This is a genomic window from Mesorhizobium sp. M0195 (assembly GCF_040322115.1).
GTDB lineage: Bacteria > Pseudomonadota > Alphaproteobacteria > Rhizobiales > Rhizobiaceae > Mesorhizobium.
Map to the genome: position 1 here is coordinate 1 of NZ_JAMYSV010000005.1, position 13669 is coordinate 13669.

The window sequence follows — 13669 nt, forward strand, 5'->3', positions numbered from 1 at the left end:
AACTGGCCCATCTGCTTCACTGCCATCGCGATTCCCTCCGAGCTTCGTCTCAGAGAATCACAATCAGCGAATTACGCAACAGGCCACAAGGGGAGAAGGCAAGAGCTGCCGCTACTCCGCCTCCGCTACCATCTGCCGGCCGCCAACCCAGTCGCGCCATGCCCGCTCATCGCCATGGAACACGTTGAGGTCGATGCGGCCCCTCACCCCGTGCGACAGGCCGGAGCCGGAATATTGCCAGAACAGCCATTTGCGGCCGGGATAGACCTTTGACGGGTGGGCGGCTACGGCGCGCAGCCAGAATGGATAATCGGGGAAGGCGCCGCGCAGATTGTCGCGGTAGAAGTCGGGCGCGGTGTAGATGATCGGCCGCTGGCCGTAGTGGCGCTCGAGCTTGTCCATGAACACTTGCATCTTTTCCAGCACCTTTTGCCGCGATGGGCGCCGCTTGCAGCTGGATTCGCCGTTCCACTCGACATCGATCACCGGTGGCAGCGCCCCCTCGACCCTCGGCACGTTGCGGATGAACCAGTCGGCCTGCTCGCCGGCGGTGCGGCACCAGTAGAAGAAGTGATAGGCGCCGCGCTTCAAGCCGGCGGCGTCGGCATTGCGCCAGTTCCTGGTAAACATCGGGTCGATATGATCGCCGCCGTCGGTCGCCTTGATGTAGGCGAAGTTGGCGCCCTGGGCGCGCAGCTTTTGCCAGTTCACATTGCCCTGCCAGCGCGAAACGTCGACGCCATGGACGGCAAGGCGCCTCGGCGAGGAGGACTTACCGAAATTGATCGGCTTGGCGTCGCGAAAACCATAGCGCGTGACCGGCTCGGCAAGCATCGCCGGTGCTGCGCGTGTCAGCCGCTTCGGCGGCGACATCAGCGCGATGACCTCGGCCGGCGGTTCGACCTCCTGATCGGGCACGTTCATCGCGACCGGCTGTTCGTCGTGCCCCTGTTCGGCAAAAGCGGGCGCAGCATCAGTCTTCGCCACGGATGCCACCGGCGCGGGTGGCCGCACAACCGAGCTGGTGGTCTCGCCGGACGGCACTTGCAGCGCATCGACGCCGGAGGTCGACGTGCAGCCGGCAAGGCACAGCGCTGCGATCGAAAAGATGACGACGCCTGATAACCGCATCTGGACCTGTACGCAAAACACAACAGACCGAAGGCAGGACAACGCCGCCGGACAAACCAAGCTGGATTCCTAACAAGAAACTACCAACAAAGTTTGAATCGAATTGTTAGGGGGTTTGCATCGGGACGTTCGCCCGGACGGGGGTGCGCCATCCCCAACGGCCACGTGGCTGCCTCGCAATCCCGCTTGACAACTCACGGCATGAGATTAGTCTCCACTAATCTTACGGTGTAAGGCCATACTTGGGAGGAAGTCATGCAGCCCGCCGCCCTGTCAGAATTGCAGCCCGTAGTCCCGCCGGAGCCACACCCGCCCGCCATCGGGATCGACGAGATATCGCGCGATCTCAGCCGCGTTATCGAACGAGCCGAGGTCAATGCCTGGCTCGATCTCTATCGCGCCGCCCCGGCAGACTTTGCCGCAAGGCAAGGCCTTGCCATCGCCGAAGATGGCGATCTCGTCTGGACCACCTGCACGACGATCCCGTTCATCCATTTCAACTGCGTCAAGAATCTCGGTGTCGATAGCGCTGCCACCGAGAGCCGGCTCGACGCGCTTCTGGCGCATTATCGCGAGGCCGGTATTCTGCGGCCCTGGTTCTACACCAATCCGCATACCGAGCCCGCGACGCTCAGCTGCTGGCTCGAGGCACGCGGCCTGCAGCGTCAGGGCGGTTGGGAACGCATCTTTCGCGACGCCACGCCATTGCCAACGGAGCCGCTTTTCCCGTCGAAGGATGTCTCAGTCGAGCGGGTGACGTCGGCAACGGCAAGGGAATGGGCTGGGTTCATCGACAGCCAATATCGGTTGCCGACCTCACCATGGTTGCTAGCGCTGGCCGGCCGACGCGGCTGGCATCATTATATGCTGCGGCGGGACGGCGCGGTGGCGGCGGTGCGCTCGATGGTCATCGGTGTCGACGGCATGGCCTGGAGCGGCATCGACGCGCCGGTGCCCGGCATCATGGCGCCGAGCTTCGACCTCGATGCAATGCTCGGCGAAGCGATGGTGCGCGACGGACTTGCGGCCGGTGCAAAACTGTTCGTGGCCGACATCGAGGCGCCGCAGTGCGAACGCGACGGGCCGGCGTATCGCAACTATGCGCGCCTCGGCTTCAGGCTCGCTTATTTCCGCAGCCATTACAGCTATTTGCCGGCAAATTCCGGCTGACCGCTTCAAGACCCTAGCCGCAAAGCCACAGCTTGTGGCAGGTCGTGGCCATAAGGTGGGCCGGCGGTACAAACCGATCGTTGACCGCCACATCATCGTCCGCCCGGCGGACCTTTTCCTCGAGCAGCGTGCGAAGTTCTGCCGGCTGCACGCGGTCGCGCTCCATCACCAGCTTGATCATCGGATCACTCAAGAGCTCGTCCAGGGTGTTGATGCTGTCGTTCATTCCGTCGCCTCCTCGACTGCCGCCCGCACGCAATAGATAGGCAGCAATGATGGCCCGCCAATGACGCTTTGCCGGCTATCTCGTGTCGCTTTGGATTAAATTTTATCCAGACTTCACCTCAAGCCGGAGGTGGCGCGCCTTCATATTGCGGCAGGCCTTCGTCGATCTGGACCCAGGGCTGCTTCGAGGCGGTCCAGATGTGCATCTCAGGCCTGAACACCGAAGGATCATCGAGCGAGCCGGTCGTGATGCCGATGATGCCGGCGGAATCGCGCCGGGAAAACATCGTCGTGCCGCAACGCGGGCAAAAGCCACGCTTGAGATCGGGCGAGGAATTCACCGTCGCCACCGGTCCGTCGACCGTCACATCGTCGATGCGGAACAGCACGCGCGCGTTGAAGGCGGCACCCAGTGCCTTCTGGCAGAGCCGGCAATGGCAGACGCGCTCATTGATCGGTGTCGCCTCGGCATGGTAGCGCACCGCACCGCACAAACACCCGCCCTGATATCTTGCCATCGCCCATGTCCCTTCCCTGCGAGGATAGGCGATACCTATCGATAGGCGTGGCACCGTCAATTGAAAAGCTTTGATGGCGTTATCTAAAGCTGTGATCCGGCCGATGGGCGATCGGCTGGATGCGCCGCGCCAAGGCCTCATCAACGAAATGCCGGCCATCTCGCGGGAGACGGCCGGCAGACAATTGACTGAGCGTCAGTTCGTTTCGTTGACGACCTCATCCCAAGTCTTGACCTTGGTCTCGCCATTGAGGAACGGCAGCGTGGCAGCTGTCAGTTCCGGCGCGAAGAACACGTCATAGTGGGTGCGGTTCGGCAGGATCGCCAGGCGGTTTTGCGACAGGTTCTCGCGCATCCAGCCGGCGTCCTTCAACCCGCCGCCAAGCATCTGGTAAAACTTGATCTCGTGCTCGGGCCGGTACATGTCGCTGTCGCCGAACACCAGCATGACCGGCATTTTCAGCTTCGGCACGTCGGCAGAATAATCGTAGTCCTTGCGCATATAGGCGCCGAGCTGGTCGAGCAGTTTCGGAAAATCCTTCGGATGCGGCGCGACCGCGACGTAGGATTTGTACATCGGCGTGTCCTTCATCATGTCGGCCATCGCTGCGCCGACTTGTGCCTGCTGGCCACGCATCTCGGCATAGAAGCCGTCCGCGGCGTAGCCGGTCGAGACCAGGACGAGCCGGCGCACCACGTCGGGATGCTGCACGGCCATGCGGAAGGCGACGCCCCCACCCAGCGAATAACCCATGACGTCGACCTTGTCGTAGCCGAGCGCCTTGACGATCGCCGCCATGTCGTCGCCCATCGCCTCCAGGCTGAGCGGCCGGTCGCCGAGTGCGGTGCGGCCATGGCCCTGCAGGTCGACCCCGATGACGGTGCGGTTTTCGGTAAGCTTCGGCAGGATCGGCGCGAACATGTCGGTTGTGCCGAGACCGCCATGCAGCAGAAGCAGTGGCTCGCCCTTGCCATAGACGGCGTAATAATAGTTCAGGCCGTTGATCGGCAGCAGGCCGGACTTTTGCGGCTTCGGCAGTGTTGCGGTTGCGGTCGTCATGGCGGGCTTGGCCTCCTCTGCGTTGATGGCGCCCGGCGCGGCAAAGAGCGCGGCGGCCGAGGCGAAAATGGCAATAAATATCGATCTGGACATATCAGTCTCCCTCTCTCGTTTGCATCAAAGTCGCTTGTGCATCAAAGTAGCTTGGCGACCTCCTCGAGCTGTTCGGCGCACTGGCCCCAGCCGTCGTGAAAACCCATTTTCTCGTGCTGTTCGCGGTCGGCGACCGACCAATGCGCAACCCGGGCGATGTAGCGGGTCTTGCCCTCGCCCTCGTCGTCGAAGGTCAGCACGACCGTCATGAACGGCTTTTCGGACGGCTCCCACGCCCTGGCATAGGCATCGGTGAAGACGAGCCTTTTGCCTGGTACGACTTCGAGGAAGATGCCTGGATTCGGGAACTCCTTGCCGTCGGGATCGGCCATGACGACAAGGGTGGAGCCACCGGTCCGCACATCCATTTCGGCGCGCGGCGTCGTCCACGGCTTCGGCGAGAACCATTGCGTCAGCAGCTTCGGCTCGGTCCAGCAGCGATAGACGTTCTCGCGCGGCGCATCGATGATGCGGGCGAGAACCAGCTCGCGGTCGGAGTTGGGGGCGATGTCGAGCTTGGTGGTCATGGCGTTCCTCACACGTCGGTTTGGCTTTCGTGTCTAGGACGAACCGACAAGACGCAAGCCGACACGGCCCGCGAAAAAATCCGCGGGACCGGAGATTCGAGCGACGGAACCGAGTGGCTTCAGTGGCGCTTGGCTTGCACCAGATAGGCGTCGATCTCGGTCTCGCCGAGCCACTTGGCCGCTTCCAGCCGATGCAGGCCTTCGACCAAGACGTGGCGCTTGCCGTCATGGCGCACCTGGATCGGCATCTTCATGCCGTTTTCCAGAATGTCCTCGGCCAGATGGCGGACGGTTTCAGGATGCAGCGTCTTCTTGCGCGCGGTCGGCACGTAGATGTCGTCGACCCTGACCTTTTGCACTCTCAGCATATCGGCTCCCGTGCGGACAAGGCCGCCCTTTGTGAGATAGTCTGTTTGGCCGGCAAGGCCAAGGGAGCAGCCCGGCAATGGCTGGCCCGATCGTTTCCAATTGACGCTTGGCCGGCGGATAGCCGAAATGGCGGCCTTCGAACTTAGCGGTGTCCATGAACCATCTGCCGACCGAGTTTCCCGATTTCGGACTGACGCCGGAGCAGCGACGCCAGGCGGTGCGCAGCCATTACTGGGAATGGCCCGGTATGGATGGCGGGCGCGGCGAAATCTGGTGCTACAGCGACCGTTTTTCCTATCGCCCCGGCGAGATGGTGGCGCTGCATGTCAGTTCGACGGCCGCCGGTTTCGGCATCGCGATCATCCGCGACGGCGGCGCGGAAACGACAATGTTCGAAAGGACCGGGATTGCGGCGCGCTGGCAAGATACGCCGGATCAATGTTCGGTCGAAGGCTGCGGCTGGCAGGCGTCGTTCGAGTTTCGGATCGGCGACGACTGGCCATCCGGCGCCTATCGCGTCACGCTTGAAGCGGACGGTCGCGACGGCAAGCCGATCCGCTGTCATCACCTTTTCATCGTCTCGCCGCAGCCCGGCAAGAAACCCGGCCGCGTGCTGCAGGTCGCGGCCACCGGCACCTGGCTCGCCTACAACACATGGGGCGGTTCCAACCATTACGAAGGCATCACCGGGCCGGCCCGCGACCAGTATGCACGAATAGTGTCGACGCAGCGGCCTTGGTGCCGCGGCTTCGTCGTGCTGCCCAAGGATGCGCCGCGCGTGCCGCTCGAAGTCGCGGTGCCGCCGAAAACCGTGCCGCGCTATCCGCACATGGAATGGGCCTTTGCCACCGGCCATTCGAAGAAATACGCCTCAGCCGGCTGGGCAAGCTACGACAGCCATTTCTTCCGCTTCGCCGAGCGTTCCGGCTACGCCGTCGATCTCGCCAGCCAGCACGATCTGCATTTTTCGCCCGACATTCTCGACGGCTATGACTGCGTCGTCTTCGTCGGCCACGACGAATATTGGACCTGGGAAATGCGCGATGCGGTCGACACCTATGTCGAGCGCGGCGGTCATGCGGCGCGCTTTGCCGGCAACTTCATGTGGCAGACCAGGCTGGAGGACGAAGGCCGCCGGCAGGTCTGCTACAAATACCGCGCCCGCGCCGAGGACCCGGCCTATCGCGGCGGCGATATGAAGCGCGCCACCAATTCCTGGGAAGCGCCGGAAATCGGCCGGCCGGGTGCGGCGACCTTCGGCCTCAACGCGACAAGAGGCGTCTATGCCGGCTGGGGCGGCTGCGCGCCGCGCGGGGTGCGTGGCTTTCCGGTCTACCGGCCGGAGCATTGGGCCTTCGCCGGTACCGGCATCTACTATGGCGACCTGCTCGGCGCCGACAGCCATGTCTATGGCTATGAGGTCGACGGGCTCGATTTCGAGATCCGCGGCGGCCTGCCCTACCCGACGCCCGACAGCGGCGCACCGAACGGCCTGCAGGTGCTCGCGGTCGGCATGGCTGCCCAGGTCGAGGAAAGCGCCGACATCCCGTTCGAGGACCAGTTCCTCGGCGACGAGGACGGCCGCTTCACCGCCGAAACGCTGTTCGGCGAGGCAAGTGACGCCAATCTGGACAAGGTCAAACGCGGGAACGGCATGATCGTCAATTTCCGGCGCGGCAAAGGCGAGGTGTTTCACGCCGGAAGCTGCGAATGGGTTGCCGGCCTGCTAAGGCAGGATGCGATGGTCGAGCGTGTTACCAGAAATGTCCTCGACCGCTATCTCGGAAAGTCATGACATGCTGAAGTCCCCTGCCCCGGAAGCCCGCGAAGCCTCGCATCTGTTCTACCTGTCCAGCCTGCGCCGGCCGCTGATCGACCGCGCCGAAGGCATCTACATGTGGACGCAGGATGGCCGCCGCTTCATCGACGGATCGAGCGGCCCGATGGTCGCCAATATCGGCCACTCCAATCGCAACGTGCTTGATGCGATGAAACGGCAGATGGACCGCGCCACCTTCGCCTACCGCCTGCATTTCGAGAACGAACCGGCAGAGGAGCTCGCGCGGCAACTGGCGGCCAAACTCCCCGAGGGCCTGGACCGCATCTTTTTCGTCTCCGGTGGCTCGGAGGCAACGGAATCCTGCGTCAAGCTGGCGCGGCAATGGGCAGTCGCCATCGGCCAGCCCAGCCGCTGGAAGGTGATCACGCGCTTTCCGTCCTATCATGGCGGCACGCTCGGCGCGCTCGCCGTCACCGGCGACGATGCGCTGGCCGAAACTTTTGCGCCGATGATGCAGGTCATGCCGACGGTGCCGGCGCCTGCCGCCTGGCGCGACCGCGACAATCTTTCGATGGAACAGCGCGGCACCCGCTACGCCGACATGCTGGAGGAAAAGATCCTCGCCGAGGGACCGCAGAGCGTGCTCGCCTTCATTATGGAGCCGGTCGGCGGCGCTGCCACAGCTGCATTGGTGGCGCCCGACAGCTATTATCCGCGCATCCGCGAGATCTGCGATCGCTACGGCATCCTGCTCATCCATGACGAAGTGATGAGCGGTGCCGGCCGCACCGGAAAATTCCTTGGCGGCGACCACTGGAACTGCAAGCCAGACATCGTCGCGCTGTCGAAGGGGCTGGGCTCGGGCTATGCCCCGCTCGGTGCGCTGGCGGCACCGATGCGGCTGGTGCAGCCATTGCTCGCGTCGGGCGGCTTCCAGCACGGCCATACCTATGCCGGCAATCCGCTCGCCTGCGCCGCCGGGCTCGCCGTGCTCGGCGAGATGGACCGTCTCGGCCTGATCGCGAACGCGGCTGTCATGGGCGAGCTATTGATGGCCGAGCTGAAGGGATTGGCGAAGCGGTTTCCGTTCATCGCCGACGTCCGCGGCAAGGGCCTGCTCACCGGTGCCGAAATGGTCGCCGATCCGGACACGCTGAGGCCGATCGAGCCGGCGAAAAAGGCCACTCAGCGCCTGCTCGACCTCGCCTATGAGCGCGGCCTGATCATCTACGGACGCAAGGTCAAGGGCGGTGTCGACGGCGACAATTTCATGGTCGCGCCGCCGATGATCGTCACCGCCGCGCAGATCGGCGAGATCATATCCATCATCGGTGACGCGCTCGAGGTGCTGGCCGGCGAGCTCGACCTGCCGGTCGAAGGCTGAGGAACGAACCATGGCACCGCGCAAAGTCATCATCACCTGCGCCGTCACCGGGTCGGTGCACACCCCGTCGATGTCGCCGCATCTGCCAGTGACGCCGGACCAGATCGCCGCAGACGCAATCGCCGCCGCCGAGGCCGGCGCTTCGATCCTGCATCTTCATGCCCGCGACCCTAAGGATGGGCGGCCGACCGCCGACCCCGAGGTGTTCATGCAGTTCCTGCCGCGCATCAAGCAGGCGACCGATGCGGTGATCAACATCACCACCGGCGGATCGTCGCTGATGACGCTCGACCAGCGGCTGGCCGCGCCGCTCAGGGCCGAGCCGGAAATGTGTTCGCTCAATATGGGTTCGATGAACTTTGCGCTGTTCCCGATGCTCGAGCGGCCGCGGGAATGGCAGCACGAATGGGAGCCGAAACTGCTCGAGGCCACCCGCGACACGATCTTCAAAAACACCTTTGCCGACATGGAGACGGTGCTCGAGAAGCTCGGGCGCGGTTGCGGCACGCGCTTCGAATTCGAGTGCTACGATGTCGGCCATCTCTATTCGCTGGCGCATTTTCGCGATCGTCGGCTGGTGTCTGGACCTTTGTTCATCCAGTTTGTTTTGGGCATCCTTGGCGGCATCGGCGCCGATCCAGAAAACCTGATCCACATGAAGCGCATCGCCGACAAACTGTTCGGCGACAGCTACCAATTTTCGGTGCTGGCCGCAGGACGCCACCAGATGCCGATGATCTCGATTGCGGCGGCGATGGGCGGCAATGTCCGCGTCGGGCTGGAGGACAGCCTCTACGACGGGCGCCAGCTCGCCAAGTCCAATGCCGACCAGGTGCGCCGCATCCGCAGCGTGCTCGACGGATTGTCGCTGGACGTCGCGACGCCGGCCGAGGCGCGGCAGATGCTGGCGCTCAAGGGCGGCGACCGCGTGGCGTTCTGAGATGCGGCCGTGACCAACCCACCGTCAAGAGACATTGTCATCCGGCCCGGCCGGGTGGAGGACGTCGAAACCATCCACGCCGCGCTCCTACGGCTCGGCGCGCATGTCGGCGCACATCAGGAGATCACCTCGACAGCTCGGGATCTCCGCACCTATGGCTTTGGCGAGAAGCCTGCCTTCTCGACCCTGATTGCCGAGGTCGGCGGCGAGTTTGCCGGGCTTTGCCTGCATTTTCCAATCTTCTCGACATGGATGGGCCGGCCCGGCGTCTATGTGCAGGACCTCTATGTCGAGGACCGTTTTCGCGGCCGCAGGATCGGCGAGCGCCTGCTGCGCCAGGTCGCGGCGCAATGCCGGAAGGACGGCGGCGTCTATCTCAAGCTGTCCGTCGATACCGACAACGAGACCGCCAAGGCTTTTTACGAACGGTTGGGCATTGCCTGGTCCAGCTACGAGCAGGTGCAGAAGATCGTCGGCGACGCCTTTTTCGCCTTCGCCGATGCACCGGAGGAGCTAACATGAAAGCCTTCTATGCCGAAGAACAGAAGCGCCACGACCCGAAGGCATTCCTCTCCAGCGGCGCGCCGCAGCCCAATCCGGAAAAGCCGGAACGGGTCGAGCGATTGTTGGCCGGCGCAAGGGCTGCCGGCTGCACGATCGAACGGCCGCGGGATCACGGACTCGGCCCGATTGCCGCGGTACATACGCCGGAATATCTCGATTTCCTTCACCATATCTTCGCGCGCTGGCAGCGCATCGAGGGCGCCTCGGCCGAGGTCATCCCCAACATCCACCCGATCGCGCGGAACGGCTCCTATCCGGCCTCGGCGGTCGGCCAAGCCGGCTACCACATGGCCGACACAGCCTGCCCGATCTCCGGCGAGACGTGGCAGAGCGCGCTTTGGAGCGCCTGGAGCGCGGTTGAAACTGCCGAGGCGGTGATGTTGGGAGCGCCGGCCGCCTACGCGCTATGCCGGCCGCCCGGCCATCACGCCTTTGCCGACGTCGCCGGCGGCTTCTGCTTCATCAACAATTCGGCGGTCGCCGCACAGGCTCTACGCAAGCAGGCAGCGCGGGTGGCGATCCTCGATGTCGACCTGCATCACGGCAACGGGACGCAAGGCATCTTCTATGCCCGGCCGGACGTGCTCACAGTCTCGCTGCACGCCGACCCAGTGCGTTTCTATCCGTTTTTCTGGGGCTATGCCGACGAGCGCGGCGAAGGCGCCGGCCTCGGCTACAATCTCAACCTGCCGCTGCCGCGCAAATCCGGCGATGCGGCTTTCCTCGAAGCACTGGCGGCAGCGTTCCAGCGCATCAACGCCTTCTCGCCCGATGCGCTTGTGGTCGCGCTGGGGCTAGACGCCTTCGAAGGTGATCCGTTCGGCGGGCTGTCGGTGAGCACGCCTGGTTTTTCGCGCATTGCAGAGGCGATCGCCCGGCTCGGCCTGCCAACGGTCATCATCCAGGAAGGCGGTTATCTCTGCGACGAGCTCGGCGACAATCTCACCGCCTTCCTCACCGGTTTTGGCGGCGCCCACAAGCGGTGATCCGTCGGCGTGGCCCGCTCAGGATCGCTCCTGCCTCAGCATGGCGACAACGCGGTGCACGCTCTCCAGCGTCTCGTCGATCTCGCCTGCAGTGTTGTAATGGGCGATGCCGATGCGCACCACGCCCTGCTCGGCCGGAATGCCGAGCTGGTGGACGATCTCCCAGGCGTAGTTGTGGCCGGACCACAGGAAGATGTTTTCCGCATTCATCTGCCGCACGATCGTCTCCGGCGCTATGCCTTCGACAGTGAACGACACCGTCGGCACACGCTCATTGATCCGCTTCGGATCGGTGATGCCGTGGATGGTCAGGCCGGCAATATCCGACAGACCGTCGATCAACTGTTGCGTTAGCGGGTTCTCGTAAGCGATTGAGACTTCGAAGGCCTTGGCGATTTTCCGCCGACGCGATCCTTGCGCGCCAGCTGCCGCTCCCAACTCGGCAAAATAATCGACAGCCGCCGACAGGCCGGCCATCAATTCAATTTGCGGCGTGCCGAGCTCGAAGCGCTCCGGCAAGGCATTGGACGAGCAACGGCATTTATACGGCTTAAGCGCATCGATAACGTCCAGCCTGCCCCACAAAATTCCCATATGCGGGCCGAAGAACTTGTACGCCGAGCAGATCAGGAAATCGCAGCCGAGGTTTTGGACGTCGATCAGACCATGCGGCGCGAACTGGACGGCATCGATGTAGACCAACGCACCAGCCCGCCTAGCGATGCCGGTCAACGCCTTCACCCGGTTGATCGACCCGGTGAGATTGCTGGCGTAGTTGAGCGCGACGAGCCGCGTCCTCTCGGAAAGCAACGCGGCGAGCGCCGCCTCCTCGATCTGCCAGCTCTGCTGGTCGAAAGGCAGCCAGCGCACGACAAGGCCAAGGTCTTCAGCCAGTTGCAGCCAGGGTGAGACGTTGCCCTCATGGTCCATGCGGGTGAGGATGATCTCGTCCCCGGGCTTCATCGTGCGGCCGAGCGTTCGCGACATGTGGTAGGTCAATGTCGTCATGTTGGCACCGATGATAATTTCCTGCGGGCTCGCAGCGCCGAGAAAATCCGCCATCGCCAGATGGGCCTCGTCGACAATGTCCTGTGCCGCAATGGTGGTCTCGAAGAAGCCGCCGAGGTTGGCATTGGTGGTCAGCAGGCAGCGTGACACCGCGTCCGCCACCGACTGCGGGACCTGCGTGCCGGCAGGATTGTCGAGATAGATGCGCTGGCGGCCCTTGTCGGTCAGCGACAAAGCCGGAAATTTCGCGCGCACCGCGTCGATCCGGAAGCCCATGGCTGTTCCCCTCTCCTTATGACAATCGGACAACCACGTCCCGACGCGTCAAGGGCACGGATTGCCGACACGCTGGTGGATCGCATCAACGGCTTTCTGCATGTCCTCGGTCCAGACCACGTCGGCGGAAGAGAGCGCCATTTCGAGTTGCGAAATGGTGGTGGCGCCGATGATGTTCGAGGTGACCAAGGGCCGGTTCGAGACATAGGCATTGGCAAACAGCGCCGGCTCCATGCCGAAGGTGCGCGCCAACCGGTTGTATTCGAGCTGCACCTCGGCAGCATTCGGCGTCTCGTAGCGCTGGCCGCGGTTGAACAACTGCGAGCGCGAGCCCTGCGGCCGCGCGCCATGATCGTATTTGCCGGTCAAATAGCCTTGCGCCAGCGGTGAATAGGCAAGCAGCGACACCTGCTCGCGCTCGCAGACTTCGGCAAGGTTCACCTCGAAGGTGCGATTGACGAAATTATAGGCGTTCTGCAGCGAGGCGACGCGCGGGCCGAGGCCCTTGTCGGCTTCGGCAATGAAACGCATGACGCCCCAGGAATTCTCGTTCGACAGGCCGAAATGGCGGATCTTGCCGGCCTTCACCAGTTCATCAAATACGGCAAGCGTCTCGGCGATCGGCGTCTCGCCTTCCGGCACACCGGCGGCATCGGAGCGTCGCGGCAAGGTGCCGATGCGGTTCGGATTGGCGCCCCACGGCACGTCGCGTTCCGGCCAATGGATCTGATATAGGTCGATGTAATCGGTGTTGAGCCTGGCGAGTGACTTATCAATAGCGTCGAAGATATCGGCGCGCACCAGCTTAGACGAGCGGTCGCCGCGAAACCAAGTGTTGGCGGTGCGACCAACTACCTTCGAGGCGATGATCACTTGGTCCCGATTGCGCTTCTCCTTCATCCAATTGCCAATGATTGTCTCGGTACGGCCTTGTGTCTCCGCCTTGGGTGGGATCGGATAGAGTTCGGCGGTGTCGATGAAATTGACACCGCGAGCAAACGCCAGATCCATCTGGGCGTGACCGTCCGCCTCGGTGTTCTGCTGGCCCCAAGTCATCGATCCGAGGCAGATTTGCGACACGAAAAGATCGGTCTGGCCGAGACGGCGTTTGTGCATGGAGTTTCCCCGGCGGGAATTTTGCGCGGCTGCGCGAGGAGGAAGCAATAGCATACAGGAAAGCGCCGCCCGCTTCCAAGCCCACCGACGGCAGGTCAGGCGACTTTCCAGGATGCCGGCGAACGGAGTTTTTCGCTGCGTCTAACAAAAAACCGGCCAAGTGCCGGGACTGAGGCCTACGCTCGAAGCACCGCCGAAGTTTCGCCGGAACAGCCGAATTATGTCAAAAAAGATCAGGGCAGCATGGCTGCCATGCGAATGCTGCACTGCACAATTGTCATGATCTGCCTATATTGACGGCCGTGGAGGTTCAATAAGGGGCTTGAATCATGGGATTCTTCACTGAAATGTTCGCCCGTCCGCGTCCGCGGGAACAACTGCGTTATCGTGCGGCACTGGCGCTGCTCCATTCGATGAGCAATGCCGATCGCGCCGATATCGGCGTCAAGCCGGCCGATTTCCCGCGCATCGCTCGGGAAATGTCCGTACGCTAAACAGCGCGCCGTGAGAATCCCGCCGCAGC

At 63.2% G+C, this 13669-nt stretch carries 15 protein-coding genes; 7 read left to right on the forward strand and 8 right to left on the reverse strand.

What is annotated here, in order from left to right; all coding sequences use genetic code 11:
• Positions 1-111 precede the first annotated feature (111 nt).
• Complete coding sequence (locus NKJ12_RS12820) at positions 112-1131, reverse strand: glycoside hydrolase family 25 protein (protein WP_352702972.1); 1020 nt, start codon at positions 1129-1131, stop codon at positions 112-114.
• A gap of 255 nt (positions 1132-1386) precedes the next feature.
• Here NKJ12_RS12820 and NKJ12_RS12825 point away from each other — a divergent pair, with 255 nt between their 5' ends.
• Positions 1387-2301 (forward strand): hypothetical protein, encoded by a 915-nt coding sequence (locus NKJ12_RS12825; RefSeq protein WP_352702974.1) that lies wholly within the window; start codon positions 1387-1389, stop codon positions 2299-2301.
• Positions 2302-2314: 13 nt separating this feature from the next.
• Here NKJ12_RS12825 and NKJ12_RS12830 read toward each other — a convergent pair whose 3' ends face one another.
• The 5 genes from NKJ12_RS12830 to NKJ12_RS12850 form a co-directional block, all read right to left on the reverse strand.
• Entirely contained in the window at positions 2315-2527 is a 213-nt protein-coding gene (locus NKJ12_RS12830; RefSeq protein WP_023717422.1) for a hypothetical protein, read from the reverse strand.
• Between the two features lie 118 nt (positions 2528-2645).
• Complete coding sequence (locus tag NKJ12_RS12835; RefSeq protein ID WP_352702975.1) at positions 2646-3044, reverse strand: GFA family protein; 399 nt, start codon at positions 3042-3044, stop codon at positions 2646-2648.
• Positions 3045-3239: 195 nt separating this feature from the next.
• Positions 3240-4196, reverse strand: coding sequence for an alpha/beta fold hydrolase (locus tag NKJ12_RS12840; RefSeq protein ID WP_352702977.1), 957 nt, complete (start codon positions 4194-4196; stop codon positions 3240-3242).
• A gap of 41 nt (positions 4197-4237) precedes the next feature.
• Complete coding sequence (locus tag NKJ12_RS12845) at positions 4238-4723, reverse strand: SRPBCC family protein (protein WP_352702979.1); 486 nt, start codon at positions 4721-4723, stop codon at positions 4238-4240.
• A 119-nt stretch (positions 4724-4842) separates the two neighbouring features.
• Positions 4843-5091: a ParB N-terminal domain-containing protein gene (locus NKJ12_RS12850; protein ID WP_254817674.1), complete on the reverse strand. Its 249-nt coding sequence runs from the start codon at positions 5089-5091 to the stop codon at positions 4843-4845.
• 155 nt (positions 5092-5246) lie between these two features.
• Here NKJ12_RS12850 and NKJ12_RS12855 point away from each other — a divergent pair, with 155 nt between their 5' ends.
• Genes NKJ12_RS12855 through NKJ12_RS12875 form a run of 5 tightly spaced genes read left to right on the forward strand, consistent with a single transcriptional unit; the run spans position 5247 to position 10746 of the window.
• A complete protein-coding gene (locus tag NKJ12_RS12855; RefSeq protein WP_352702981.1) occupies positions 5247-6887 on the forward strand; it encodes a N,N-dimethylformamidase beta subunit family domain-containing protein in 1641 nt (546 codons plus the stop codon).
• Position 6888: 1 nt separating this feature from the next.
• A complete protein-coding gene (locus NKJ12_RS12860) occupies positions 6889-8256 on the forward strand; it encodes an aminotransferase family protein (protein ID WP_352702983.1) in 1368 nt (455 codons plus the stop codon).
• A 10-nt stretch (positions 8257-8266) separates the two neighbouring features.
• Positions 8267-9196 carry a 3,5-dioxohexanoate:acetyl-CoA acetone transferase gene (gene kce, locus NKJ12_RS12865; RefSeq protein WP_352702985.1) on the forward strand — a complete coding sequence of 310 codons (930 nt, stop codon included), beginning with the start codon at positions 8267-8269 and terminating at the stop codon, positions 9194-9196.
• 9 nt (positions 9197-9205) lie between these two features.
• Positions 9206-9718: a GNAT family N-acetyltransferase gene (locus tag NKJ12_RS12870; RefSeq protein ID WP_352702988.1), complete on the forward strand. Its 513-nt coding sequence runs from the start codon at positions 9206-9208 to the stop codon at positions 9716-9718.
• Entirely contained in the window at positions 9715-10746 is a 1032-nt protein-coding gene (locus NKJ12_RS12875; protein WP_352702990.1) for a histone deacetylase family protein, read from the forward strand. Before NKJ12_RS12870 ends, NKJ12_RS12875 begins: the two co-directional genes overlap by 4 nt.
• A gap of 18 nt (positions 10747-10764) precedes the next feature.
• On the opposite strand, the gene NKJ12_RS12880 is transcribed toward NKJ12_RS12875, so the two are convergent.
• Positions 10765-12030, reverse strand: a complete 1266-nt coding sequence (locus tag NKJ12_RS12880) for a cysteine desulfurase-like protein (RefSeq protein WP_352702992.1) — start codon at positions 12028-12030, stop codon at positions 10765-10767.
• Between the two features lie 48 nt (positions 12031-12078).
• Positions 12079-13146 (reverse strand): aldo/keto reductase, encoded by a 1068-nt coding sequence (locus NKJ12_RS12885; RefSeq protein ID WP_352702994.1) that lies wholly within the window; start codon positions 13144-13146, stop codon positions 12079-12081.
• Between the two features lie 329 nt (positions 13147-13475).
• Here NKJ12_RS12885 and NKJ12_RS12890 point away from each other — a divergent pair, with 329 nt between their 5' ends.
• Positions 13476-13640, forward strand: coding sequence for a hypothetical protein (locus NKJ12_RS12890; RefSeq protein WP_352506409.1), 165 nt, complete (start codon positions 13476-13478; stop codon positions 13638-13640).
• Positions 13641-13669 lie beyond the last annotated feature (29 nt).

Bases quoted from the DNA above. Each gene is read 5' to 3' on its own strand.
- NKJ12_RS12820 (WP_352702972.1), bottom strand. From the start codon at position 1,131: ATGCGGTTATCAGGCGTCGTCATCTTTTCGATCGCAGCGCTGTGCCTT.
- NKJ12_RS12825 (WP_352702974.1), top strand. From the start codon at position 1,387: ATGCAGCCCGCCGCCCTGTCAGAATTGCAGCCCGTAGTCCCGCCGGAG.
- NKJ12_RS12830 (WP_023717422.1), bottom strand. From the start codon at position 2,527: ATGAACGACAGCATCAACACCCTGGACGAGCTCTTGAGTGATCCGATG.
- NKJ12_RS12835 (WP_352702975.1), bottom strand. From the start codon at position 3,044: ATGGCAAGATATCAGGGCGGGTGTTTGTGCGGTGCGGTGCGCTACCAT.
- NKJ12_RS12840 (WP_352702977.1), bottom strand. From the start codon at position 4,196: ATGTCCAGATCGATATTTATTGCCATTTTCGCCTCGGCCGCCGCGCTC.
- NKJ12_RS12845 (WP_352702979.1), bottom strand. From the start codon at position 4,723: ATGACCACCAAGCTCGACATCGCCCCCAACTCCGACCGCGAGCTGGTT.
- NKJ12_RS12850 (WP_254817674.1), bottom strand. From the start codon at position 5,091: ATGCTGAGAGTGCAAAAGGTCAGGGTCGACGACATCTACGTGCCGACC.
- NKJ12_RS12855 (WP_352702981.1), top strand. From the start codon at position 5,247: ATGAACCATCTGCCGACCGAGTTTCCCGATTTCGGACTGACGCCGGAG.
- NKJ12_RS12860 (WP_352702983.1), top strand. From the start codon at position 6,889: ATGCTGAAGTCCCCTGCCCCGGAAGCCCGCGAAGCCTCGCATCTGTTC.
- kce (WP_352702985.1), top strand. From the start codon at position 8,267: ATGGCACCGCGCAAAGTCATCATCACCTGCGCCGTCACCGGGTCGGTG.
- NKJ12_RS12875 (WP_352702990.1), top strand. From the start codon at position 9,715: ATGAAAGCCTTCTATGCCGAAGAACAGAAGCGCCACGACCCGAAGGCA.
- NKJ12_RS12880 (WP_352702992.1), bottom strand. From the start codon at position 12,030: ATGGGCTTCCGGATCGACGCGGTGCGCGCGAAATTTCCGGCTTTGTCG.
- NKJ12_RS12885 (WP_352702994.1), bottom strand. From the start codon at position 13,146: ATGCACAAACGCCGTCTCGGCCAGACCGATCTTTTCGTGTCGCAAATC.
- NKJ12_RS12890 (WP_352506409.1), top strand. From the start codon at position 13,476: ATGGGATTCTTCACTGAAATGTTCGCCCGTCCGCGTCCGCGGGAACAA.